Raw genomic sequence first — 25,904 nt, 5'->3', positions numbered from 1 at the left:
ACGGACAAAAACCCGTCGATTTTATATTTACATATTTTTTAAAACTTAATCTAATTCTTCCACTCTCAATTGCGCGTCTTTGTTAAACAAGAGTTTCCTTGCCATCTCTAAAAATAAAAATGTAGAGATTACTACGCTGCCAAGAATTCCTAACATAATAGAAATCTGATAAAAAATTGCAGTAAGCGGTGACTCACCTGATATAATTTGTCCGGCCATCATGCCCGGCAAAAATACTATGCCCATGCCTAGCATGGAATTCATTGTTGGAAGTATACTTGCGTTTAAGGCATTTTTAAAGTTTTCATCCACAGCATCATGTGGGCTAGCCCCAAGCATCAGTGCCCCTTCGATATTTACCCTTTGGGACTTTATTTCCTTGGCAAGGGAATTGATTGCGAGAGTCAGTGCAGTCATGGTATTACCTATAAACATTCCCCCAAGTGTAATCATATATTGGGGATTATACCAAGGTTTTAATTTGATAACTATTAAAATAAAATAAATTAAGCAAAGCAAACTTCCAGTGACCATTGATAGAGCAATTATTTGTGTAAAATGCCAGGACTTTATCCCACTTCTCTTTCTTATATTGTAAATTGCAAATATCTCCATCACTAATAAAATCATTACTGTATAAATTGCCTTAGGATTATCAAAGACCATCTGGAGCACATAAGCTGTTAATAGGAGTTGCAAGGTCATCCTAAAGCCAGAGATAAAAATCATTTTTTCTTTTTTAATTCCAGTTAATTTAGAAATGACTACGGCAATTATTACATAAGCATAGGCTATGAGGACTGAGTAAATATTTATGCTTTCACTATTCACCTTTAATCACCCTTCCTTCATCTATCACCACAATATTATCAGAAATGTTTTTTGCAATCTCGTCTGAGTGGGTTACCATAATTATTGTTTGGTCTTTTTCTTTGGCAAGCTGCGATATTTTTTCTATTGTGTTGTTGGCTAGCTCACTATCAAGGGCTGAGCTTGGCTCATCCAGTAAATACACATCTGGCTCCATGGCAATTACCCTGGCTATAGCTATCCTTTGCTTTTCCCCACCAGAAAAATCACTGGGATCATCTTCCAAATCTTTATCAAGTTCTACATAGTCCAAGAGCTCTCTTAATTTTTTATCATCTGCCAATTCTTTTTTAGCAAACTTTAGGCCCTGATTTAAATTATCTCGCACATTGCCAGGAAAAATTATCGGCTGCTGGCCAAGCATTACAACTTTTCTTCGAAGTTTTACCGGGTCCATGGCTTTTATATTTTCTCCATTATAATAAACATCACCACTCGTAGGCGTTATCATCTTGTTTAAAGCTAGCATCAAAGTTGTTTTACCACTGCCGCTTTTGCCAACAATCGACGCTATTCCATTATAAAAAGTAAGACTCGGTATGTCTAATATATCCTTAAATTTTAAATCCTTTATTTCAAAAACTTTTTCCATAAAAATTACTTTTATATTGTAAGTTCCAATAAGCCGTCTAAGTTTAATATTTCTATACCACCTCTTGGCAAGAGTTTAATTAAACCTATATCTTGGAAGTAGGCTAATTTTCTGGTCAGGGTTTCCCTTGCAAGCCCCGTAAATGACCCCATTTCAGTTCGAGTAAGATTTGGATTGACAATCCAGTTGCCCTTAATAGACCTGGACCCATGAGTTTTTATTAAATCAATAATGCCCTTGGCAACTTTCATATCCCCATTTATAACTGAGAGCCTGTCAATCAAATCTTCTGATTTGCGAATTCTAGAATAAGATTCAACCAACATGGCCTTTAAAAAATTATTATCATTCATCAAATGCTCATCAAATGCAGCTTTATTTATAGTTAAAACTGTTGTTTCAATCAAGGCTATGCCATTATAAACATAGTGGTCACTAGTTAAAAGATTGAGCCCTCCAACAAAGTCTCCATTTTTATAAATATACAAAATCTGCTCTCTGCCGTCGGAGAGATTCATGGTTATCTTCATAGCCCCAGTCTTGATTACATACATAACACTAGCTGGGTCATCAGACTTAAAAATATAATCACCCTTATGATACCTTTTTAAACTCACTTCATTGCTAATGGCATCTCTTGCTTCATTAGATATTTCATTAAACAATGGAATATTCTCAAAAATTTTATTAATAATAGCCCCTCCCCTCGTATTTATTCCAATAAATTAATTATATCATTAGGCCAAAATTCATTCAACTCCAAAAAAATATTTAAAATAAATTTTTTGTAAAAAGCCTTGACAAAGTCAGGGGCATATGATATTATAATTGATGTTAAGAATCGCCGAAGAAAGCAGGTAGCGTTTACGTGTAAATCCCGCCGAGGTTATTTATCAATGTTTATTTGATTTTTAGACCTCGTTTTTTCGAGGTCTTTTCTAATATATAAAGGAGGTGTCGCATGAAAGAGGCAGTACTAAGAGAAAAACAATCAATTGTTTCTGAAATCAAAGATCGTATTGAAAGAGCAGACTCAATGGTTCTTGTAGACTACCGTGGACTAAACGTTCAAGAAGTTACAGAGTTAAGAGATAACTACCGTAAAGAAGGCGTTGAATACAAAGTTTATAAAAACACATTGATGGCACGCGCTTTTAACGAACTTGGATATGAAGAGTTCACACAATTCTTAGCAGGCCCTAATGGAATTGCTTTCTCCTATGAAGATGTTGTAGGTGCAGCAAAAGTTTCAGCAGAATTTGCAAAGAAAAATGAAAAACTTGAATTAAAAGCTGGCATCGTCGATGGAAAGATTGTCGACATTAACGAGATTAAGGCTCTGGCAGAGCTACCACCAAAGGATGTTCTGTTAGCTCAAGCATTAGCTGGTTTAAACAGCCCAATTCAAGGATTTGCAAACGTATTACAAGGGACTATTCGTTCCCTCGTCTATGCTCTTGACGCAGTAAGAGCTAAACAAGAAGAAAATTAATTTGGAGGTATTTAAAATGAGTGAAAAAGTTACACAACTAATTGAAGAAGTAAAAGGTTTAACAGTTCTAGAACTAAGTGATCTAGTAAAAGCTTTAGAAGAAGAATTCGGAGTATCAGCAGCAGCTCCAATGGCAGTTGCAGCAGCTCCAGCAGCAGGCGGCGCAGCTCCAGCAGCAGAAGAAAAATCAGAATTCAACGTAGTTCTTAAAGAAGCTGGTGCAGAAAAAATCAAAGTTATCAAAGCAGTTAGAGAAGCTACAGGTCTTGGCTTAAAAGATGCTAAAGAAATGGTAGACGGCGCACCTAAGACAATCAAAGAAAACGTTGCAAAAGACGAAGCTGAAGAACTAAAGAAAAAATTAGAAGAAGCAGGAGCAGTTGTAGAACTAGCTTAAGATCTTTAAAATTTTTAACTCCCCTTGTGGGAGTTATTTTTTTTATGTAAATTTATCCAATAAAAAAAGGCCGGATCTTAAATTTTCGGCTCTTTGTCAATAGTTGTGGTATAAAAACTCATATAAATGAGTAAACACTAAACTCAACACGCATTTTAACTAATGCTTGTTTAAATTAAATAAAATTGCTTGTTTCACTTGATTTAAGGCATGGCAAACAAATCCTATCCTCTTAATGGGATCTTTTATCCCATTAAGAGGATTTTTCTTCTAAAGTTCTCAAAGTTTGGCATGGTACATGTGATTCTTTTTATTTGCTTTATCTTGTTATGTTTTCCCTCTAGGTATCCATTTGTGTATGCATGATCAAAGCTATTTGCTATTTCTTCTTTCCAGTTAATAAAGGCTCTTATTGCTTGTGTCCAATAGGGGTCTTTATCTTCTTTTGCAAGTGCTATCCAGTTTTCTATTCTGTATAGAGCTTCTTCTTTGCTCATAGATTTCATTACATAGTTGTAGAATCTTTCTTTTAATTTGTATGCCTTCCTTATTCTTTCATTTCTTTTTAGCATATTAGCTATTCTTATGGATTCTTCTTCTGTAACTTTGTCTGGGCTTTTTTGTAATAGTTTTCGGCTGTTGTAGAAGTATTTTCCTTCTTCCATTGTCATTTGTTTTCTTTCGCTTTTTCTTATGTTTTCAAATGCCCATGTTATTTGTCTTACATAATGGTATTTGTCTATTACATGGGTGCTTTCTTTAAAGTGGGTTTTCTTTATGTTTCTCCAGGTTTGACTCATGTCACTTACTAATATTTTTACTCTTTCTTTTTCTTTTAAGGGTATAGTTTTAAAGTATTTATTTAGATCGTCTAGTTTTCTGTTAGGTAGGATGTCTATTAGTTTTTTTCTTTCTGGGTCTGCTATTGATGTTTGGTATTTTTCTTTTCCACTGTCTCCTTTGAATTCATCTATTGCTAAGACTTTTCCTAGTTCTTTCCTAGATGGTTTTACTTGATTTAGTACTCTTAGGATGGTGTTTGGTCCTACTTTGTATTCTTCGGATATTTGTTTTAGGGTTTTCATTTTGCTGTATTCATGTACGAGTTTAAACATTAGTCTTGTTGTCATCCTTGAGTGTTTCTGTGTGAATTCTGGTTCTTTTTGGTATGTTTTCTTACATTTAGGGCAGATGTACCTTATTACTTTTAGTTTGATTATTGTTTGTTTTCCAGCAATTGGTATTTCTTTTATTCTTCTTTCTCTGTAGTCTAGGATGTGGGTCTTACAGTTGCAGTTTCTGCATTTTCTAATTCCTTTTTGTTTTAGTTGTGTTTGTATGATGATTTTTTCATCATAGGTTTTTACTGTGGTTTTTCTGTTGTCTACTTTTAATTCTAAGAGTTTTGTGATAAAATTGTCTTGCACTAATCTCAGCTCCTTTCATGTTGTGCAATTTTATTTTAAAGGATTTCTGAGTTTAGTGCAATTTTTTTACATATTTTTCTCCAACTAAAAAAGCTGTGGTACTTTATTCCCACAACTTTTAGTATAGAGCCAAANGTTGTGTTTGTATGATGATTTTTTCATCATAGGTTTTTACTGTGGTTTTTCTGTTGTCTACTTTTAATTCTAAGAGTTTTGTGATAAAATTGTCTTGCACTAATCTCAGCTCCTTTCATGTTGTGCAATTTTATTTTAAAGGATTTCTGAGTTTAGTGCAATTTTTTTACATATTTTTCTCCAACTAAAAAAGCTGTGGTACTTTATTCCCACAACTTTTAGTATAGAGCCAAATTTTCTTTAAGTTCTCCGGTCTTTAAAATTTATCTTATTTTATTTATCTGCTAGTACATAAGCGATAGCTAAATCTGTTGTAGCTTTAATGCCGTCCTTGTGTGTGCGTTCAAATGAGTGTGAAGCATCAACCCCTGGTCCAATGAGCCCTGCTCTTACATTTACACCAGCTCTTTGAGCTGCAGATGCATCTGAACCATAGAATGGATAAATGTCTAGTACATATGGGATATCATTTTCTTTTGCAAGTTTAATAAACTTTCTCTTTAAGCCTAGGTCATAAGGTCCTGTGCTGTCCTTAACACAAATGGTAACCTTGTGTTCGTCGGATGTTTGTCCTTGACCTGGAGCTGCCATATCAACAGCAATAAATTCTGAAACTTCTTCAGGAATTCCTGCGCTTGAACCATGGCCAACTTCTTCATAGTTAGAAATGAAGAGATAAGTTGTGCGTGGTGGAACAATATTGTTTTCCTTTAGGTATTTGGCAATTCCAACCAAGGAAATTACGCAAGCCTTGTCGTCTAAGTGTCTGCTCTTTAAGTATCCAGAATCAAATAATTTTGTGCCTGTATTATAATAAACAAAATCGCCAACTTGAATGCCTAGATCTTCTAGGTCTTTTTTATTTCTTGCGACTTCATCAATTCTAATTTCAAGATTTTCATCATTTCTTTCGATGTTTTGAGTCTTGGCTCCGTGAACGTGTGAGCTTGCAGCTGTAGTCATAATTGTGCCTGGAATTCTCTTGCCATCTTCTGTAGCAACTTCAACTTCAAGTCCTTCAACTGTTGCCCAAGCATAGCCGCCTAACATAGACATCTTTAGTCTGCCGTTTGGTTTTAATTCCTTAACCATAGCGCCAAGAGTATCAACGTGTGAGCTTAATAAAATTGCGTCATCCTTGTTCTTGCCTTCGATCTTAGCAAGCAAAGCTCCTTTTCTGGTGTATTCCACATGGCAATATTTTTCTAATTCTGATTTTACTAAATCAACTGCTGCCTTTGTGTCACCTGTTGGTGATGGAGTTTCCAATAGTTTTACCCCAAAATCAATTAAATAATCTAAATCGTATTTCATAATTACCTCCTCTGTTCTCTTACCCATTTTATAAAGAAAAATAATCACAAATAGCTTTTACTGCTAAATAATATGACTTTTCTCCCATACCCATAATTATTGTGTCTGCCCCACCGCTCGTAACCATTTGCTGTCGGAAGTCTTCCCTCTTATAGACATTGGTCATGTGGACTTCAACTTTGAACTTGTCTTCCTTGGCCCTTAAGGCATCATAAATGGCTAGGCTGTAGTGAGTATAAGCCCCTGCATTGATTATAAGCGCATCATAATCTTTTTCCATAATTGCATCTATAATTTCCCCTTCGCTATTAGTTGCCAGCATTTCTATTTGAACATGATCAGAAATTTGATTCATAGACTCATAGATTTCATCAATGGTATTTGAACCGTAAATATCCTTTTCCCTTTGGCCCAAATATTTTAAATTTGCTCCTAATATAAATAATACTTTTTTCATATTGACTCCTCTTTTAATTTTTTTATTATTTCATTCACAGTATCAGTAGCTGTGGCCTCACTTACAATAAAGTCTGCCGCTGACAAATATTTTTCCCGCCTTTTATCAGATAGGTTCTTTAGTATTTCATAAGGCTCGTCTTTTAAAAGCGGCCGCGTAGTCTCGTCAAGGTCTTTCAAGATATCCTCAACCGACCTGTCTAAAAATATTATATAATGGTCTTTGAGCAAGTCTAAATTACAAGCCCTTTCTACTATTCCCCCACCACTTGCAAGAATTATATTTTCTTTGTCGAGTAAAGTCTTCAAGGTCTCTGTTTCAATATTCCTAAAATATTCCTCGCCGTTTTTAAAGATTTCATTTATAGTCTTGCCCTGGGATTTTTCTATTTCAAAATCTGAATCAAAAAATTCCCTATTAACTTTTTCTGAAAGCATTTTCCCAACAGTGGTCTTGCCACTGCCAGAGAGTCCAATTAAAACAATATTCATCTGGCCCTCATCAAGAGATCTAACAAGGCGATTTGGACTGCGCTTTCAAGGACAACCCCAACCCTATTTGCAATTTGCTTATCGTGCCTGCCCGAAGCTTTTATGATCGTTTGATTAAAGTCTTTATCAAGCGTTTCCACATCTATATTTACAGTTGGAATGGGTTTTAAAAATACATTTATTATAAGTGGCATACCATTTGTTATGCCCCCTTGGATTCCGCCATCGTGGTTGAACTTAGTCTTAACTTTTTGATCTTCCATATAAAATTCATCCAGAACTTCAACCGATGACATCTTGTAAGTATCGAGGATATTTCCGAAGTTAATCCCCTTCACAGACGGCACGGAGAATAAAATATGACTGACTACAGATTCAACCGAATCAAAAAATGGCTGGCCCAAACCTGGATCTATTTTCTCAGCAAGGATTTTTATATGAGAACCGGTATTGCCCTCCGCAAAAATTATTTTAGAAGAAATATCAAAGTCGTGGATTTGCCTTGCGATCTCACCTGCAACCACCAAGGCCACAGTCATTCTGCCTGAAAAAATTCCGCCGCCAGTCTCATAGGCTTGGCCCTGGTATTTAATAAACTTAGAATAATCTGCATGGCCAGGTCTGAAGGCATCCTTGATGTCGCTATAATCAGTTTTCTTTACATCTGAATTTTTTATTAATATGGCAAGCGGAGCCTCAGTTGTGTGGTCATTTTCATAACCCGAAACAAGCACAAGCTCATCTCCTTCCCTGCGTGAGGTCTCTTCATCACTCGCCGGCCTTCTTCTGCCCAGGCTCGTCTTAATTTGGTCAAAATCTATATGGGTGCCTGCCTTTATTCCGTCGATTAAAATGCCGACATAGTCCTCGTGCGATGCCCCAAAAATTGTAATTCTAAAATCCCTACCGTAAGTAAACATCAAAATACCTCTTAAAATAATTATAAATATTATAATCTGACTTTTTTAAAGACTCCAAGCCCTTTATCTTTAAATCCGAATCATGATATATTTTCAAAAATAAAATCATATGGCAGATCCTATGGTCGGTCACCTTTATAGAACCGCTTATATTTTTCTTGTCTCGACTTCCCCTTATATAAATTTCGTCCCTGCCGTTGGTCCCGCAGTCCACATGGAAAAATTTTAAAACTCTTAAAATTTCCCTTAGCCTATTTGACTCCTTATGTTTTAAATTTTCAAGGCCAGAGATTGTAAAAACTCCATCCACAGTAGACAAGTAAGCTGCAAGCATGGGCGCTAAATCAATTGAGTTTTTCAAATTATATCTAGGCTGCAAATTATTTACATAGTCTATAAAAACTCTATCCTTTTGACACCTTGCCACAGCCGGTCCTATTTTTCCTATAAAACCCTTTTTGTATAAGGCATAAAAAAGCGAATAGTTGGACATATCTACGGGAACATAAACTTTTGCCGGCTTTGATTTAAAAATATCAATGGCATCCTTGGTAATTTCTATATACTGGGAAGATTTATCCGCCTGGTAGCTTACATCAATTTTTTTCTGACCTGCCATTAACATAGCTGATACAAATTGGCTGGATTCCTCAGTCGAAATTAAGTAGGATTTTAGGCCCAATTTGCCTCTTATCCTAATCTTTTGATTAACTATATCAAAAGACCCGCCCTCGTCCTCTATGAGGCTTTTAAAGACCTTTAAAGGCCTGTTTGCTAGACGCCCCTTAGTAATAAAAGTAATTTCTTTATTTTCTTGGGCCACTAACATTAACGTAATCAAAAATCTCAAGGTCGATCCAGATTCGCCCACATAAATTTGGTCCCTAAAAACCCTATCTGATTTTTTTAAATATAAATCTCCTCCAATAATCTTGTAGGAATCATAGAGAGCATTTAAAGTTGCAAAAACATCATCAGAGGGGGTGAAGTTTTTAATGACTATATCCATATTATTTATCCAGGACAAGATAATAAACCTATGTAAATAGGACTTTGAATAGCCTGGTATATATTCCAGTTTATTCAAAATAAATACTCCTTTGAAAATCTTTTTTGTTAAGAGTTAATATGCTTCCGCAGCCGATTTTCCTTATGCAAGGAATATTGATCTTATCCCCAGAAGATTTTTTATCGTCTTTAATGGTAAGCTTGGTTTTTTTATATTTTTCGACCAAAATTTTAAAATCTTCTCCATATAACTTATAAAAAATTCTCAAAAAATCCTTGTTAGTATCATAGCCCAAAGCTTGGTGCTCAATTACAAGGCCCAGAGCCACTGCCTTGCCGTGGGCTATCTTATAATCTTCATAGGCCTCTATGGCGTGACCAACTGTGTGGCCAGCATTTAATAGCTGCCTCAAGCCCTTATCACGAAAATCATCTTTTACTATAGATTGCTTTTTCTGCGGGCAATAAGTAGCTGCGAGATGAGTAAATTCATCTCTATTTTTCATCTCATAATCTATTAAGGCTTCCATTTCATTAAAAATGTTGTCGTCAAATAAAGCGGCAAGCTTTACGGCTTCCACCACTCCATTTTTATAATTATCCAGACTCTCAGTCTTGGTAAATCTTTCATCAATAATAACATTCTTGGCTTCATTAAAAATGCCCACAAAGTTTTTGGCGTGATTAAAATTGATGGCAGTCTTACCGCCCATGCAGGCATCCACCATAGATAAAAGCGTGGTGGGAATTATATCGTGGCTAATACCCCGCATATAAATGCCGGCAGCAAAACCCACTGCATCTGATAAACTGCCGCCACCAACCACTCCTATATGCGATGACCTGTCCAGGCCTCGACTTTGCATCTGGCCAATCAGCGTTTCAATAAAATCAAAAGTCTTGCAAGCTTCCCCAGCTTGGACAAAATATGCGTACTCTGGAAATAATCCTCTATATAAGTCTCTTAAAACTTCGTCTGCTACAAGGAAATCGTATTCAATTTTGTCTATTGATTTATAAATTATATTTTCCATCCAGCTCCCTTAATAATTTTTCAAAAGTCTTAATATCCAAGGCCTGGTCTTTATCTGTCAAAGCCTCTTCTGGATTTTCGTGGACTTCTATTATCAGCCCATCGGCCCCTGCAGCCATTGCCGCTTTGGCAGCACCTGGCACAAGGTCTCGCCTGCCCATCGAATGCGAAGGGTCAGCTAGGACTTCAAAGTCAGTCATCTCTTTTAAATAAATAATAGCTCCAATATCCAAAACATTTCTGGTTATATTATCAAAAGACCTAATGCCCCTCTCACAAAGGGTCACGTTTTGGTTACCAGCCCTTGTAATGTACTCAGACGCCTTGATCCACTCTTCTATATAAGAAGCAAAGCCCCTCTTTAGAATAATATTCTTGTCAGTTCGACCCAGCTCTCTTAACAAATCAAAGTTCTGCATATTTCTAGCACCAACTTGCATGGAGTCAACATAATCATATAGCTTTTCAATTTGTTCAGCATTCATAACTTCGCTTACAATTTTAAAGCCCATATTTTTTAATTCTTTTAAAATTTCTATACCATCGTATCCTATTCCCTGAAAACTATTTGGATCAGTCCGCGGCTTAAAAAGCATGGCCCTGATTTCGCTCACGCCCAGAGCCTTTAATTTGATCGCCAAACTAATGGCTTGATCATAGTTTTCAATTGAACAAGAACCTGCAATAATTCTCAACTTATCTCTCCTAAAAATATTTTATAACTCATCTTGGCTTGGAGTTCAAGCATTTCAAATCCGTTTTTAATTTCAAGGCCAAACTTTTCCATACAAGATAAAAACATGGTCTTTTCTGGTGTATAGATCAAATCAACGGCCGTTTTTTGCGATGCGAACGGTTTTTCCATCAGAGTTTTTTCTTCGTTAAAACCAACGCTTGTCGCATTTATAACATTTATAAAATCTTGGCCATGTAAATTATCTATAAATTTTAAATCAGCTTTTATCTTTAGCAAATCATCATTGTTAAAGTCTCTGGCGTAGATAGTCAGGTCCCTATCCTTAAAGGCCCTGATAACAGCCCGGGCAGCTCCACCCCGTCCTAAAATTAAAATACTTCCTTCTTTTAAAACGGGATTGATACTTTCAAAGGCCCCATAGATATCCGTGTTGTAACCATAAAGCACTCCATCTTTATTGTATACAGTGTTTACAGCTGCCACAGCCTTGGCGTCATCGCTTATATAATCTAAATATTTTATAATATTATTTTTGTAAGGGGCCGTGACATTAAAACCATTATATTTTCCAGACTTAACTTCATCAACAAAAGCTGACAAGTCTCCTCTATCTAAGTCTCTTAACTCATAAGACAAGTCGACCCCATCTCTTTTTGCAAATGATTCATATAGTACTGGCGACCTGGAATTTTTTATATTTTTCCCTATAAGGCAAAATTTTAGCATAGCTTTAAAATCTCTCCAGCAATTTTTTCTGAAGCTGACCTTATATAGGCTTCTTTTACAGAAATAAAGTCTCCTGTAATTAGCCTGTCTCCATAAAAATCGTAGTCGTCTTTGTCAGGGACAACTGGAATTGATCCCTCGTCCTTGTACTTGGCCAATACCTCTTTTTCTGGTAATACATCATTGGCAAATATAAAATCCAAATCCCTGCCCAAATATCTTTCAATTTCATCGATATGGTCCCTGAGCGTGTAATTATAAGTTTCTTCAGGCTGGGTCATGACATTTGATACATAGGCAATTTTTTTATCCTTCAAAAGATCTCTCACATCGTCTACCAGCAAATTGCAAATAACAGATGTATACAAGGACCCTGGACCTAAAGTTACAATGTCGGCCTCCCTGATGGCCTCTCTGGCATCAAGAGATATATTGCAAGGCTGATTTAAATAAATTTCATTTATCTTGGCTTTTCTTTTTAAAGAAAAAATTGCAATCTCACTTTCACCGTAAATCGTATCTCCATTTGATAAATTAGCGACTAAATCCATTGGGTCAAGGCTAACTGGATAGACATTGCCCTTGATGTTTAATGCCTTGCTTAAAAAATAAATCGCCTGTTCAAAAGAACCAAACTCTTCGGTCATTCCTGCTATCATTAAGTTTCCCAGCGACTGACCATTCAAGCCCCCTTTCTTAAACCTATAAGACAAGAGTTTAGACAAGGAGTCAGGTGCATTTGACAAAGCCAGGAGGCAGTTTCTAATATCACCTGGCGGCAGCATATTTAAATCGGCACGCAAAATTCCACTTCCGCCACCATTATCGCCAACGGTTACAATGGCAGAAACGTCAAATTTATCCTTGAGTCCTGAAATTAAAATGCTAAGTCCAGTCCCACCACCAATGGCAACCAATTTATTTACTTTCATCTTCCAAATCCCTGTTAATCATAGTAATACTTATCTTATCTTCTTTTTCAAACATTTCCTTTAGGCGTCTGGCAACGCTTACAGACCTTTGCCTACCACCTGTGCAACCAAAGGCTACCAGAAGTTGCTCCTTACCCTCGCGTTCGTAAAGTGGTATTAAAAATTTAATTAAATCATAAAGTTTATTTATAAATTCATCTACTTCCGGTTGACTCAAAACAAAAGTGTAAACTTCATCTTTATAGCCGGACTTGGTTTTTAATTCCGGCACATAATATGGATTTTCAATAAATCTTACATCGAAAACCAAATCAGCATCCATAACAATCCCGTGCTTGAAACCAAAGGTTGTAAAGACCACATTGAGTCCATCGGTTTCTTCCAGCATAGAGTGAATGGCTCGTTTGAGTTCGCCCAAACTCAAATTAGAAGTCTCAATAGGAAGAGAAATATCTTGAATCTTATCCATAATCTTGCGTTCATTGGAAATTCCGTCTAAAATACTTCCCTTCATAGCAAGAGGATGTGGTCTCCGTCTTTCCTTGAATCTTCTTATCAGTGCCTCATCAGATGCATTTAAAAACAAAACCTTGGCCCCGTATTCGTCCTTCAAATTTTTTATAATCGAAAAGAGCTCGTTGGTAAAAATCCTATTCCTAAGGTCAATAGCCAAAGCCACTTTTTCAACTTGAGGTGTCTTTTGCATTAATTCAAAAGTCTCTTTGATTAATGGTATTGGCAAGTTATCTATGCACAAGTAGCCGTCGTCTTCCAACACATTTAATGTGGCAGTTTTGCCTGCTCCACTCATACCAGTTACAATTATAATATCCATTTTATCTTTCAATTATCCTTAACTCCGTTTCTAATTCTACACCGTATTCGTCTCTAACCTTGTCCCTAATAAGTTCAATCAGCTCTATAACATCATCAAAAGTCGCCTGATCATAGTTAATTATAAAACCAGCATGCTTTGGCGATACCATTGCTCCGCCAATCCTTGTTCCCTTTAAATTTAAATCGTCAATAAGCTTTGAAGCATAATAACCCTTTGGCCTTTTAAAAACAGATCCGCATGAAGGATACTCAAGTGGCTGTTTGGAGTTTCTTCTCTCGTGCAGGTCATCAACCGTGGATTTAATCTCTTCTCTATTGCCCTTAACAGCCTTATAATAAGCACCCAATATAATATCGCCATTGTCTTGAAAAACGGAATGCCTGGAGTCAAATTCGCAAATCTCATTTGGAACTTCAACAATCTCTCCATTTCTATAAACGACAACAGAATGAATTATATCCTTCATTTCTCCGCCGTAAGCTCCAGCGTTCATGAAAACTCCGCCGCCAATAGAACCCGGTATACCCTCCATAAATTCAAAGCCTGTCAGGGCATTTTCAATAGCAAAATCACTTAGCTGACCCATAGTGGCTCCAGCTTGAGCGTAGACCAAATCATTCTTTAATTCAATATTTGAAAAATTTTCCCTTAAGAGAATTATCGCCCGGTCAAATTTTTTATCTGTAATTAAAATATTGCTCATCTGGCCTATTATCAGCGGATTTTTTTCTGTATTTAAAATTTCTTTTATATCCTCGTTGGACTCTGGCAAATAAATTGCCCTGCAAGGTCCGCCAATCTTCATTGTAGAAAATTCTTTTATATCATAATCTTTTAAAACTTTCATTTGTCCTCCAAAATATTTTCGTTCATCGATATATCTATACCCCTATTTTATTATATTTGATGCAAATTGTCCACATCAAAAAACCTTTGACAAAAAGTCAAAGGCTTTAATTCATTTAAAACTTTTTCATAACTATTACAAATGCACTTGCAAGCATTATAAATCCAAAAATAAACATGATCAATGTGAATAATCTTTCTCTTTTTTCTGGCTTTATAACCAAAGTGGTCTTTTCCCTATAATCTGGGAAAGATTTTAATAACTTGTAAACCATATAAGCGAGAAGTGCAATTACAATTAGACCAAATGCAGCGACGATCACTTTTGAATCACCCAGCATGGCCTCGACATTTGCCATATCAGGATCACCCGCAGCGTCCAAATCCAAGTTGCCAGCCTTGTTGGCAATATAACCGATAACCATGGCTATGGAGTTGTTGGTTGTATGGCCAATGATGCTCGGCAAGAGCGAGTCTGACCTATATCTCAAATATCCAAATGTCAGACCCATCAAAAATGGTCCAACAATATTTATAGGATTGTAGTGGAAGATTGCAAAAAGAGTTGCCGTTATAAAAATCCTCGCTACTGGCTTGTACCTATCAAAGGCCTTAAATAAAAATCCTCTAAAGACCAACTCTTCAAAAACTCCTGGTAAGACCGCAAACATTATTACGCTTACCAAAAACATTGGAAAAGTTTCTGGTAGAGGCACACCCAAATCGGATGGCAGGGTCATAAATTTTGATAGACCTGTCAAATACAAACCATTTATAAATACAATAACTGGATAAGATAAAAGCGATATAAAAAACGCCTTCCATAAAGTCCCCTCGTAGGGCATCCTAAGAGCCAAAGTCTCTCTGACATAATATTTTTTAAAAACGCAGACCAGATAAGTCACTAGGCCTAATATTATTGCCTCTGTAAAAAATATTCCAAAGTAAATATTTAAAAGCTGAGTAAGTCCACCCAGGGTTAAAAATAAAACCGTTAAGCCCATAAACATGAGTGATCCAGCAACAGCTGTTGGCATACTTTTTTTATTCATCTTCTCCCTCTTCCAAAAATTCAAATATATAAGGCACATTTCTGTAATTGTTTTCATAGTCCAAGCCATAGCCAACAATAAAAACGTCGTCCACTTCAAAGCCTACAAAATCACTGTTGACATCTTGTGTTCTTCTGGATGGCTTGTCAAGCATAGTGGCAATCTTTAATGACTTTGGATTTCTAATTCCTATATAATCCTTGATAAATTTTAAGGTATTGCCCGAGTCAATAATATCGTCGACTATCAAAACATTTTTGCCTGTTACATTAGACCTCAAATCGCTAAACACTTTTACATCTCCAGATGAAACCTTCTTGTGCCCATAGGAAGCAGTGGTAATAAAATCCACTTCTACGAGCATGTCCAGCCTCTTGATTAGGTCGGCTGCGAACATAAAGCCCCCTCTTAATAGAGGAATTACAATAATCGGCTCTCCCTTGTAAAAATCATTTATTTCCTCTGCCAGCTTGTCCAAACGCTTATCAATTTCATCTTGTGTAATCAAAACTTTTTTAATCATAAAGCCCTCTTAATTTCTTCCAGAGAATCCTTGGCTGATTGAAGCAAGGACTCATAGTCGCTTAGCTTTTCCTTTTCTTTATTTACAACTGCCTCTGGAGCCTTGTCTACAAAGCCCTTGTTGGCAAGTTTTTTATTTAATCTTTCGATTTCTGATTCGTAGTTTTCGATTTTCTTTTCCAAGCTGATAATTTCTTTTTCATAGTCAATCAATTCTTTTAAAGGCATATACATGTCAAATTCAGGGATTGACATAAAGAGATAATCGCTTGGATTTAGCTTTTCTGTAGTAGAAGTAATCTCTGTAACGCCGATTAATGGCATAATCATATCTTTATTTGCAATAACATCTGCAATCAAGGCATTGTCTCCAGCCAAAATCAATTCTGATTTCCTGCTTGGATCGATGTTTCTGGATGCCTTTGCATTTCTAACTTCTCTGATAATGTCCTTGATCTTTTCAATTACAAAAACGCTGTTCTTTGGATTTTTGATTTCCAAGACCTCTGGCCAAGCTTGAACCATAATATAGCCTTCTGAGTTTGGCAGAGATTGGTAAATTTCTTCAGTGATAAAAGGCATAAATGGATGCAGGAGCTTCAAGCTATTTTCGAGTACATATAGTAGTACTGACTTTGTAACAGCCTTCCTGTCTTCGTCATCACCATATAAATCGCTCTTTGAAAATTCAATATAATAATCGCAAAGGTCTTCCCAAATAAATGAGTAAATTCGTTCAGCTGCAAGACCCACTTCATATTTGGATAAGTTCTTGTCAACGGTCCTAATTGCATCATTGAGTTTTTCCAAAATCCAAATGTCCTTGTCGGTGAGTTTATCTTGGTCAAAATCAGTTGATTTGTGGTCGCCAATATTCATAAGGAGGAAGCGACTTGCATTCCATACCTTGTTGGCAAAGTTTCTTGCATTTTCAACTTTTTTCTCGTCAAATCTCATATCGTTTCCAGGTGAATTACCTGTAACCATATTAAATCTCAAGGCGTCAGCCCCATACTTTTCAATAATTTCAAGTGGGTCAATACCGTTGTCAAGAGACTTACTCATCTTCCTTCCTTGGATATCACGAACGAGTCCAGTAATCAAAACATCTTTAAATGGTATTTGGTCTAAGAAATATTTAGATGTAAAGGTCATCCTGATAACCCAGAATAAAATAATATCAAAGCCAGTGATCATGAGATCCGTTGGGAAGAATTTTTTAAAGTCTTCAGAATTTTCATCCGGCCAACCCAGGGTTGCAAATGGCCACAGGGCTGATGAGAACCAGGTGTCCAAAGTGTCTGGATCTTGGTGGATATTTGTAGAACCACATTTTTCACATTTTTCTACTGAGCTTTCGCTAACATAAATGTGGCCGCAGTCCTCGCAGTAATATGCAGGAATTTGATGGCCCCACCAAAGCTGACGTGAAATACACCAGTCATTTAAATTTGACAGCCAGTTCCTATAAATCTTTCCATATCTTTCAGGATAAAAATTTGGTTGGCCAGCGTCAAAGGCTTCAAGAGTGTCTTGAGCCAAGTCTTTCATCTTAACAAACCATTGCTTACTAATCAGTGGCTCAATAACAGTTTTACACCTGCTGCAATGGCCAACTGCATTTTCGTGTTTCTTTTCGCTGACCAAAAGCCCTTGAGCTTTTAAGTCTGCGATAATATTCTTCCTTGCTTCATACCTATCCATACCTGCGTATTTCAAAGCATTTTCATTCATCTTGGCATCTTCATCAATAACTACAAATTGGCCAAGATTGTGGCGTTCACCAACCATAAAGTCATTAGGGTCGTGAGAAGGTGTAATCTTTACAACACCTGTACCAAATTCCATATCAACATAATCATCAGCGATTATAGGAATTTCCTTTTCAACAAGTGGTAGTATGACATTTTTGCCAACCACATCCTTGTATCTATCATCGTTTGGATTAACAGCAACAGCCAAGTCGCCAAGCAAAGTTTCAGGACGAGTTGTAGCAATGACTACACTCCCATCTCCATCAGCAAAATTATATCTGATTTCCCAAATCTTGCTGTCGGTATCAACGTGGTCAACCTCAGCATCAGAAATAGCAGTCTTACAATCTGGGCACCAGTTAATAATCCTGTCACCCTTGTAGATAAGACCGTCATCATACATGCGTTTAAAAGCTGTAAAAACAGCGTGACTCATATTGTTATCCAGAGTAAATTTAAGCCTATCCCAATCGCAAGAAAAACCCATGGACTTGAGCTGGTTAATAATATTGCCCCCATGCTCATGGGTCCAGTCCCAAGCTTCTTCCAAGAAGCCGTCGCGGCCAAGCTCTTCCTTGGACTTGCCTTCGCGTCTAATCTTGTTTACAACACGAGACTCAGTTGCAATACTTGCGTGATCAGTTCCTGGCAGCCAAAGAGCTGCATAACCTTGCATCCTCTTTAGCCTAATATAAATATCTTGTAAGGTATACATTGAATGCCCCAAATGCAAATTACCAGTAACATTTGGCGGTGGCATCATAATAGTGTATGGCTTACCATCTTTATTAACAGAGGGAGAAAACAAATTATTGTCTACCCACTCATTATAAATTCTTTCTTCAAAATCATGCGGATTATATTTACTATCTAATTCTTTCATACAACACTTCCCCATTAAATATTGGCATAAGCCTGATTTATATATAATTATACACAAAGAGCCCCTAAATGTAAAGCAAAGAGTGGCCAGCAAAGCCATCATAAAATACACTTGTTTACTTAATAAAAATAACTTGTAATGAAACTGTAATCATAAAAGCCCACTAATTAACCATTCTGTAACTTGTATTGGCAAAGGCATGCTATAATAAAATCATCCTATTGTTTTGTTTTTGAAAAATCCGCAGATGTTAGCGGATTTTTTTATGCCCAAAATTAAATAGCAAATCATTACATAAAAAATGACCCTAATGGACAGCCCATCCATTAATGGTCATTTCTTTTTAGCAAATTAGTTTTTTATTTAAAACATTCGCACACTTTTTGTTTTAAATAAATCAAATTTTATTTGCTATATTTTTTTCTCTTCAATACTACCAAAGCTATTAGGAAAATTAAGCTCAAGTAGATTGATTTAGCGTCTGTCTTTACTCCTGTCTTTGGAATAATATTTTCTCCGCCACCTTCGTCTTCAGCTTCCTCTGGTTCCTCAGGTTCTTCTGGTTCTGGTTCATCGGACTCTTCTGGTTCTTCAGGTTCTTCTGGTGGGATTTCTTTATTTGTAATTGTAAATCCCTTGTCCATGTTTCCTGCATAGGAGACTTCAAATTCCCTATCGCCTAGTTTGTAGATTCCATTTGCATCTCCAACTTCTCTTACTGTGTAAACGTATCTGTTGCCAAGGTGATCATATTCATCAAGGTCATAGAAGGTCGCAGTCCATCCATTCGCTTCACTTAATGTCATATATCTGCCTGTAGCTTCTCCGTTTACATAGAGTTCGACTTGAATTGAAGCTGTTTCACCAAGAGCTTCCCAAACCTTGCTTACTCTTACGTAAGTCTTTCTTGGTTCATCTGGTGGTACTTCTGTGTTTTTAATATTAACAGAGAATATTTCTGTTAAGCTTACATCTTTCGCATAACGAATGATATATCTACCGTCTTTTTGTCTTTCAACTTTGATAAAGGTGCTTAAATTAGCTTGATTAAATTCTTTCTTTTTATCTTCTTCCGAAAGTTCAAAGACTTCATAACGATAATTCCCTTCTGCTAAAATCCTTTTAAGTTCATCGGTCACATAGTTAAGGGTTATTTCTTTTCCATCCTTATCCTGGCCGATTACTTTTAATCCAGCTTTTTCTGTCTTAATGTCACTATTAAAACCTGGAACTTCCACTTCCTTAATGGTATATCCATGCTTACGAAGGGTTCCCTTTAAGTTTTCTATGGTCTCTTGCCAGTTACCTTCCTTGGTAAGTTTGATTTCCTTAACCTCACCTTCTTCGTTAGTAACAATTACCGTAATTTCTTCAGGAATTTTATTTGATCCACCAAACCATTCCTTCAAAAATTCAATCTTGTGATCTGGACCATAATGGTTTTCTGTCTTAATTTGCCAATCTACGTCAGCTTTTAAAGGTTTAACCATAGTTGTCGGGTCATAGCGTTGGTAGGTTTCATTATATTCATTACTATATGCAATAAATAGCTCTGCATAAGGTACACCTTTAATGACTAAGCGAGGCAAATAAAGAGCGTAGGCTCCATTTTCATCTTTTCTTAGATAGAAATTGTACTCATCACGTCCCGTTTCATTAGTGATGACATCATAGTATTTAACGGGAATACCTTGACCGTAAGTTTCAACTTCCACAGCGTCAAATGCAAAATTCTTATCAAGTTCTGCGTAAGGAGCACCGGTTATCGGATTTTCTCTAATTGTAAAGTGAAATACGCCTTCTTGAATTTTCTTTCCATCCAAATATAGATTCAATTTGACGTCTCGATAAGTTCCATCTGCATTCTTATAGTTTTCACTTGGAAAATGTCTGTTTGTAAGAGTATATTGATTTTCCTCCATACCTTCTTCGTGGTATTCATTGGCATACCCGATACGAACAATAAACTTCTCTTTCTTGTTGATAAATTCTGGCGCAAAAATATCGGAATTTTCTTCAAGCGTGTATTTTCCTGCTGCCAAAGCCTTAGGATTCAATTGCTTAAAAGTACCCTTCCATTTACCTTTAGCTGTAAGCGTGAGCTTTTTATAGATAGGTTTGCCATCCTTGTCGTAATCTTCAATAACACGCTTGCCATCTAAGAGCAAGTAGAAGTCCATAGATTCAGGTTGGTCTATCTCTTCAATATTCGTCCAAGACTTTTCGACATCTAATTGTCCCCAATTGGAGTTCGTGAGGGTAAAGCTGTGAGCATTATTTCCCTTTATCTCATAATCTTCCGTTCCTTCGATTTGTTTAACCCAAAAGCCATCACCATAATAGTCATCAATCCACAAGTAAGGTACTTCCACAGTCAATGTGCCGTCTTCATTTTCCGTAAGGACAATGGCATAACCTTTGTCTTCATTATGATAGCCAACCATACCGTCCCAACCATATTCAAGGTATTCAGTAAATACACGATCTTTTCCGTAGTATTTCGTTTCGGAGATTTTCTTGAGTAAGATCGGATGAGCGAAAGTCGTCTTACCTGTTCCTGGTGTATTATCATCTTCGTGGATTGTACTTTGGCCAATACGGGTCAATACTTGTTTCTCCGGATCATAGAGATAGAAGTATAGGTCCTTATCTTTTCTCACAAATTCGTCGTCATAATCATCATTATATTCTCTGGTGATTTCAATGACACCGGCTTGTACCGTTTTATCTTCTATCGGTTTTTCCTCACTTACTTCTACATAATAACCAGTACCTTGTTCTACTACCAAATACTTATAGCCTCTTGCAGCTAGTTCATCCGCAGTGAAAGGTAGACCCTTGTCCATATTAAAAGCATTTTCCGGTAAACCGATATCTGTGAAACTTTTAATACCAAGTAATTCTAAGACTTTTTCTTTATTTGCACCATTATATTTATTAGCACCAAAACGAGCACGCCATCCATCTTCTTCACGAATTAAAACTTCTCCATATTTGAAAAGCTTATTGTCTTTACCATAATTCGCTTTAACATAGTCCCCATCCTTGTCTATTGGAACGATAAATAAATCTACCCAAACCGTTGTTGGAGCATGGTATTTATCAACGCTTTCATCCCATTTTTTATTGAATTCGATTTGATAATCACCTTTATCTTCAGTGATTAAGTTTGCGTTGGATCCTAAACCAGCACCGTTACGAGCCTTATTACCTAAAACGAAAGTTTCAGAATTTTCCCATGCTTCTTTAATAAGAGCGTCATTGTAGATTGCCTTGAGATAAGTGTAGGTGGTATGGTAGGAAAGATGTCCAGGAATAGTTTCGCCGTATTCTCTGCCACGACCATCCTCTACATATTTTATAATATTATTTCCTTCAGTTACTGGGGAAATATGAGAGTAAAATTCGCCTCCAAGACGCTTTCCGTTTAATTCAAAGTTCCAAGCTTTCTTAACGAAAGTAATATCCTGGCCATAGCTGCCTGCATTGTTATTGTATACATAGACACTGTGACCATCGCCAATATGGACATATCCAGTAGGACAATTCCAAATGCCCCCACCATTGCTGCCGCCTACATAACCATCAGTATAACCTTCTGCCTTGTTCTCTGTAATGAGAATATGCTCAAGTTTTTGCGTAATTGGTGGGAAGGAAACATAGATGCCACCACCATGGTTTGAAGAATGATTGTCTAAAATCATTGTTTTTCCAAATGTGACATCATTGGAATCGACAAAGACACCGCCACCATTTGCATCACTTTTGTTTTTATAAATCAAACCGCCGTCAATTTTTGCTTCTGCCTTGTTTTCCTTAATGAATTTGTCGTAGTCGGTTTGAACATAAGCACTCTCCTTGTTATATATGTTGACAGGATCATTAACATAGCGAGAAGAGATAGCAATTCCGCCACCTACATCCTCAGAATAGTTTCCAGCAATAATACCATCGGTAATGGTGATTTTTGATGCTGGAAAGCCAGCTAATCCAGCACCCATTTGGTAAGCTGTTTTAGTTTCATTCTTGGCAATAATACCACCATTGATTTCAATAACAGCAGGATTACCTTTAGATCCCCAAAGGTCTCCAGCAAACACACCACCTGTCATACCGCCTGTATTGTTATCAATCAAACCGTTTTTCATGATAAAGGTCCCACCTGGGCGTACATAAACAGCCCCGGCTGCATATGGATGAGAAGATTCAGCATCAATTTGTTCATAGGAGGTATTTTTAGAAATTCTACCGCCTTCCATAGTAAAGCTTCCGCCATCATTAACACGTACTGGACCTGTATAGCCATGTTTATTGTATGAATTCATAATGACAGCATTCTTCATTATTAGTTCGCCATTAACATCGATAACAGAACCACTATTAGATAATTTTGTCTGTGCCATGTCTCCATTACCGTCAATATAAACAGCTTTATCATCTGTACCGAGCGTGAGTTTACCTAGTACTTTAAACAAAGTATCATCTGTAAATCCATCAGCTCTTTTTATAATGATATCTTGACTTTCAGAAGGAAGTGGATTTTTTTCTAAATCAGCTTTATCTAAAGCATCTTCTCCACGTCTCCTGCCTTCTTCGATGATCTCTCTTTGTTTAGATTCACCTTGGCCAGCATAATCAGCTGGTTTTTCAACTGGAACCCAAGCATCTTCTTTTCGATTATTTTCAGCTGTTAAAGTAATATCCTGCTCTTCTCCAATTGTCAAAGCTTCTGTAATTGTAAAGCTCTCAGTAATCACAATGGTTGTTGGTGTGTTGCCAGCTTTTGTAATTGCATCTTTTAACTCTTTAAAAGTTTTTACTTTAACAGGATTGCCTAGTCCGCCTTGACCTTGCCCTAAAGCTAGTGGGTTTTCGGCGAGTTCTAAAACTTCAAGGACTTCACCTTCTTCTAAGACAGTTTCTCCTTCAGTCTCTTCTTCAGTTTTTTCTGCTTCTTTAGCTTCTTCTGAATCTTCGACTTTTTCCCCACCTTCAGCTTCAGTTTCTGTTTCACCTTCAACTTCTGATTTTTCTTCGCCTTCACTATCGGTTTTTTCTTCAACTTCAGTTTCGGCTTGTTCTTCACCTTCAGTCTCTACTTCACCTTCTGGTTTTTCTTCGGTTTTTTCTTCAGCTTTTTCTTCGTCTTTTGTAATTTCTTCTTCTTTGCTTTCTTGATCAACAGGTTCTTTTGCATCAGAAACTGTTTGTTGATCTTCTGATTCTTCTACTGATTTTTCTTCAGTTTTATCTTCTACTTGAGGTCTTTCCTCTTCAACTGTTTCTTTAGTATCTTCTACTTGTTCAGTTTCTTTTACTTCTTCAACAGTTTCTTCTACTTTTTCTACATCTTGAGGTGTTTCCTCTGGTTCTTCCTTTGTCTCTTCTGTTTCTGATGCTGATCCGCTTAAAGTTGTTTCCTCCACGATTGTTCCTTCATCTGTTGTTTCTGCATATAGGTCTACTTTACCAAATGCTAGTATAGTAAAAAGCAAAGTTAAAAAAATTATTATAACTCTTTTTTTCACTATTTTCACCTCCTTTCATTCATATATTTATAATATAAATATTTTTATAATTTTTTAATATCTATATTTATTTAATTATACTTATTTTATTGAGTAAAATCAAGGTATATTACACAATTTGTCCTATGTGTGGTACACTTAACTAACTACATATTGTGTTATTTCTACCCCCCCCCCGCATTTTTTAGCATATATAGTATTCGTATATTTTTTTATATTTTTAATATTTATATTGCGATTTTTCACGCACAAAAAAACTTAGCATTTATTTTAATGCTAAGTTTAATATGAGTTTTATTTTACTTCTTCCGCTAATTTTTCAATTAATCTAAAGAAAGCCATATTCCTTGAATTATCTGGACTATATTTAAATATTCCAAAATCACTATAAAAATCTTCTATCAATCCATCGTCTAGATTTTCATAAAACCAAATATCCGCTTTATTTTCATCAACACGTCCCTGTAGGACATAAACCATCTGGTCTCGCTTGCCGTCAGTTTTTCTGATTTGATTGTAGTATTTTGAGATGACCTGGTCCATGTGTCCACGCAGGATTGTGTTTCTGGATTGGTATTTGGCGTCAAGTATCAGATACTTGGTGGTTTTGCCTTGGAATTTTAAGATAAAATCTGGTGAATAATAATTTCCTGTTTTGTTGAAATTAGTAAAATTATCGTCACCGCCGCTTGTCCTAAGTAGTTCAATTTCATTTAAGGATTGATTCCTATATATCAGGGGTTGAAAGTACAAAGAGAGTTTAACCCCGTCCCTTTCTCTGTAAAATGTATTGAAGAGTGTATCTTCATTTTGAAAGACATTATTGACAGTTGGATAATAGAACTGCTTGTCCTTGGTCTCGGCCTTTATATAGCCCATGTCTTTTAGGCAGTTTAATAATCTTGCCAAGCAATAATATTCGTAGAGTTTGTCAAGGGAATCTATATTAAAATAAAATTCGTGGTATCTGAGATTTACCTTGCGAGCATGAACCCATCTGTTCATATATGCCCAGAAAACTGGATTTATATAATCGCTCATATTGGAAATGAGTTTGAATTTGCCCTTGGACTTAAAGCGATTCCTAAGCAAGATGTTTTGCATAATCTCAATGTTTTTAACCAGCCTTCTGAGTTCGACATAAACCCGGTCTATCCTTAGCTTGTAAGTGATAACTATGGGTGCACTATAGCCCTCTGGCAAAGACCTCTTAATGGAGGTGTATTTTTTCTCCATATCTTTTGTTATTTCCAGGATTTTTTTGTAGAGTTTTTTGCTGGCTCCTGTAAGTTCATTTAAAAACTCCATTATCTCCAAGCGTTCTTTTTCAACCTTTGGCCCGCGAGTCAAATTTGATCCCAGAAAGTCGCTGTTGAGAATCCTCCGCCTGGATGAGATTATTTGCTCATTTGCAGAAAAATCCCTTTCGTACATGGCCTTGTGCTTGTTGTAGGTTTTAATAATATTTGAAACGAGGTTGTTGTAAAGACCCAGTGTTATTGTGTCTTCCTCGTAACTCGTATCAATCTGCCGACTGAGACCGTGTTCACCAGAAATGTAATAAATCATATCGTCTACATTTTTCTGGTCATCATTGGTCTTGGTGGTTACCAGTACCTTGTCACTGGAATAAAAATCTTCACTTTCATCATCATAGATTAAATGAATCCTGAGCCTGACACTATCGATCATCATCAAAAATGGATATGATCTGTCTTTTTCATTAGACCCCTTGTAGACAACTTTGAAATCGTATCTGTCATTAGATTTTTCAATTAATTCTAGGCTGCCAATTTCCTCTTCGTCAATATAAAATTCGCCTGATACGATTTCCTTGGCTGAATATATTACAAAGTTGATTGAATAGTAGCCGTTTTCAAATACTACTCCGTTGGTGTACCTATCCCTGCCAAAGCCGTTATTTAGATTGATGGAGTTTTCAGTGTTTGTGTTATAGCATTTAAGCTGCAAATAACTGTTGATACTACCA

22 protein-coding genes and 1 other annotated feature are annotated in these 25,904 nt (G+C 36.4%); of the genes, 2 read left to right on the top strand and 20 right to left on the bottom strand.

The genetic code is table 11. The features are described 5' to 3' along the window. Positions 1–45: 45 nt before the first annotated feature. From CUU59_RS02530 to CUU59_RS02520, 3 genes are read right to left on the bottom strand one after another with little or no spacing between them, the layout of a single operon-like run. Positions 46–831 (bottom strand): ABC transporter permease, encoded by a 786-nt coding sequence (locus CUU59_RS02530; protein WP_099950445.1) that lies wholly within the window; start codon positions 829–831, stop codon positions 46–48. Beyond that, the gene (locus tag CUU59_RS02525) at positions 824–1,462 is read right to left on the bottom strand and encodes an ABC transporter ATP-binding protein (protein WP_099950444.1); all 639 of its coding nucleotides are present in this window, start codon (positions 1,460–1,462) and stop codon (positions 824–826) included. Before CUU59_RS02525 ends, CUU59_RS02530 begins: the two co-directional genes overlap by 8 nt. A gap of 11 nt (positions 1,463–1,473) precedes the next feature. Then, positions 1,474–2,127, bottom strand: coding sequence for a Crp/Fnr family transcriptional regulator (locus CUU59_RS02520; RefSeq protein ID WP_245870536.1), 654 nt, complete (start codon positions 2,125–2,127; stop codon positions 1,474–1,476). Positions 2,128–2,288: 161 nt separating this feature from the next. After that, positions 2,289–2,412: a sequence feature (ribosomal protein L10 leader region), on the top strand. Between the two features lie 11 nt (positions 2,413–2,423). Here CUU59_RS02520 and rplJ point away from each other — a divergent pair. After that, complete coding sequence (gene rplJ, locus CUU59_RS02515) at positions 2,424–2,954, top strand: 50S ribosomal protein L10 (RefSeq protein ID WP_099950442.1); 531 nt, start codon at positions 2,424–2,426, stop codon at positions 2,952–2,954. A 16-nt stretch (positions 2,955–2,970) separates the two neighbouring features. Further along, entirely contained in the window at positions 2,971–3,351 is a 381-nt protein-coding gene (gene rplL, locus CUU59_RS02510) for a 50S ribosomal protein L7/L12 (protein WP_099950441.1), read from the top strand. 245 nt (positions 3,352–3,596) lie between these two features. On the opposite strand, the gene CUU59_RS02505 is transcribed toward rplL, so the two are convergent. The 17 genes from CUU59_RS02505 to CUU59_RS02425 form a co-directional block, all read right to left on the bottom strand. Next, positions 3,597–4,778 carry an ISL3 family transposase gene (locus CUU59_RS02505; protein ID WP_099950440.1) on the bottom strand — a complete coding sequence of 394 codons (1,182 nt, stop codon included), beginning with the start codon at positions 4,776–4,778 and terminating at the stop codon, positions 3,597–3,599. A 408-nt stretch (positions 4,779–5,186) separates the two neighbouring features. Beyond that, the gene (locus CUU59_RS02500) at positions 5,187–6,227 is read right to left on the bottom strand and encodes a M42 family metallopeptidase (protein WP_099950439.1); all 1,041 of its coding nucleotides are present in this window, start codon (positions 6,225–6,227) and stop codon (positions 5,187–5,189) included. A gap of 28 nt (positions 6,228–6,255) precedes the next feature. After that, a complete protein-coding gene (locus CUU59_RS02495; RefSeq protein ID WP_099950438.1) occupies positions 6,256–6,684 on the bottom strand; it encodes a type II 3-dehydroquinate dehydratase in 429 nt (142 codons plus the stop codon). Further along, the gene (locus CUU59_RS02490; protein WP_099950437.1) at positions 6,681–7,175 is read right to left on the bottom strand and encodes a shikimate kinase; all 495 of its coding nucleotides are present in this window, start codon (positions 7,173–7,175) and stop codon (positions 6,681–6,683) included. The genes CUU59_RS02495 and CUU59_RS02490 overlap by 4 nt, the downstream gene beginning before the upstream one ends. Continuing rightward, complete coding sequence (locus CUU59_RS02485) at positions 7,172–8,095, bottom strand: chorismate synthase (RefSeq protein WP_099950436.1); 924 nt, start codon at positions 8,093–8,095, stop codon at positions 7,172–7,174. The genes CUU59_RS02490 and CUU59_RS02485 overlap by 4 nt, the downstream gene beginning before the upstream one ends. Then, a complete protein-coding gene (locus CUU59_RS02480) occupies positions 8,079–9,182 on the bottom strand; it encodes a hypothetical protein (RefSeq protein ID WP_146036060.1) in 1,104 nt (367 codons plus the stop codon). Before CUU59_RS02480 ends, CUU59_RS02485 begins: the two co-directional genes overlap by 17 nt. Beyond that, positions 9,175–10,137 carry a 3-dehydroquinate synthase gene (locus tag CUU59_RS02475; protein ID WP_099950434.1) on the bottom strand — a complete coding sequence of 321 codons (963 nt, stop codon included), beginning with the start codon at positions 10,135–10,137 and terminating at the stop codon, positions 9,175–9,177. The genes CUU59_RS02480 and CUU59_RS02475 overlap by 8 nt, the downstream gene beginning before the upstream one ends. Beyond that, the gene (aroF, locus tag CUU59_RS02470; RefSeq protein WP_169922828.1) at positions 10,118–10,831 is read right to left on the bottom strand and encodes a 3-deoxy-7-phosphoheptulonate synthase; all 714 of its coding nucleotides are present in this window, start codon (positions 10,829–10,831) and stop codon (positions 10,118–10,120) included. Before aroF ends, CUU59_RS02475 begins: the two co-directional genes overlap by 20 nt. Then, positions 10,828–11,559 carry a shikimate dehydrogenase family protein gene (locus CUU59_RS02465; protein ID WP_099950432.1) on the bottom strand — a complete coding sequence of 244 codons (732 nt, stop codon included), beginning with the start codon at positions 11,557–11,559 and terminating at the stop codon, positions 10,828–10,830. The genes aroF and CUU59_RS02465 overlap by 4 nt, the downstream gene beginning before the upstream one ends. After that, positions 11,553–12,491, bottom strand: coding sequence for a gluconeogenesis factor YvcK family protein (locus tag CUU59_RS02460; protein ID WP_099950431.1), 939 nt, complete (start codon positions 12,489–12,491; stop codon positions 11,553–11,555). The genes CUU59_RS02465 and CUU59_RS02460 overlap by 7 nt, the downstream gene beginning before the upstream one ends. Further along, entirely contained in the window at positions 12,478–13,338 is an 861-nt protein-coding gene (gene rapZ / locus CUU59_RS02455; RefSeq protein WP_099950430.1) for an RNase adapter RapZ, read from the bottom strand. Before rapZ ends, CUU59_RS02460 begins: the two co-directional genes overlap by 14 nt. Then, positions 13,328–14,176 carry a UDP-N-acetylmuramate dehydrogenase gene (gene murB / locus CUU59_RS02450; protein WP_099950429.1) on the bottom strand — a complete coding sequence of 283 codons (849 nt, stop codon included), beginning with the start codon at positions 14,174–14,176 and terminating at the stop codon, positions 13,328–13,330. The genes rapZ and murB overlap by 11 nt, the downstream gene beginning before the upstream one ends. A gap of 115 nt (positions 14,177–14,291) precedes the next feature. Further along, complete coding sequence (locus CUU59_RS02445; RefSeq protein WP_169922827.1) at positions 14,292–15,227, bottom strand: CPBP family intramembrane glutamic endopeptidase; 936 nt, start codon at positions 15,225–15,227, stop codon at positions 14,292–14,294. After that, positions 15,220–15,750 carry a hypoxanthine phosphoribosyltransferase gene (gene hpt, locus CUU59_RS02440; protein WP_099950427.1) on the bottom strand — a complete coding sequence of 177 codons (531 nt, stop codon included), beginning with the start codon at positions 15,748–15,750 and terminating at the stop codon, positions 15,220–15,222. The genes CUU59_RS02445 and hpt overlap by 8 nt, the downstream gene beginning before the upstream one ends. Beyond that, positions 15,747–18,386: a valine--tRNA ligase gene (locus tag CUU59_RS02435; RefSeq protein ID WP_099950426.1), complete on the bottom strand. Its 2,640-nt coding sequence runs from the start codon at positions 18,384–18,386 to the stop codon at positions 15,747–15,749. Before CUU59_RS02435 ends, hpt begins: the two co-directional genes overlap by 4 nt. A gap of 404 nt (positions 18,387–18,790) precedes the next feature. Continuing rightward, positions 18,791–23,914, bottom strand: a complete 5,124-nt coding sequence (locus CUU59_RS02430) for a Cna B-type domain-containing protein (protein WP_099950425.1) — start codon at positions 23,912–23,914, stop codon at positions 18,791–18,793. Between the two features lie 294 nt (positions 23,915–24,208). Further along, a complete protein-coding gene (locus CUU59_RS02425; RefSeq protein ID WP_099950424.1) occupies positions 24,209–25,885 on the bottom strand; it encodes a nuclease domain-containing protein in 1,677 nt (558 codons plus the stop codon). Between the last annotated feature and the right edge of the window lie 19 nt (positions 25,886–25,904).

The sequence above is a fragment of the Ezakiella peruensis genome, from assembly GCF_900215725.1.
GTDB classification, from domain to species: domain Bacteria; phylum Bacillota; class Clostridia; order Tissierellales; family Peptoniphilaceae; genus Ezakiella; species Ezakiella peruensis.
This window is presented reverse-complemented; position numbering and strand designations above follow the sequence as displayed.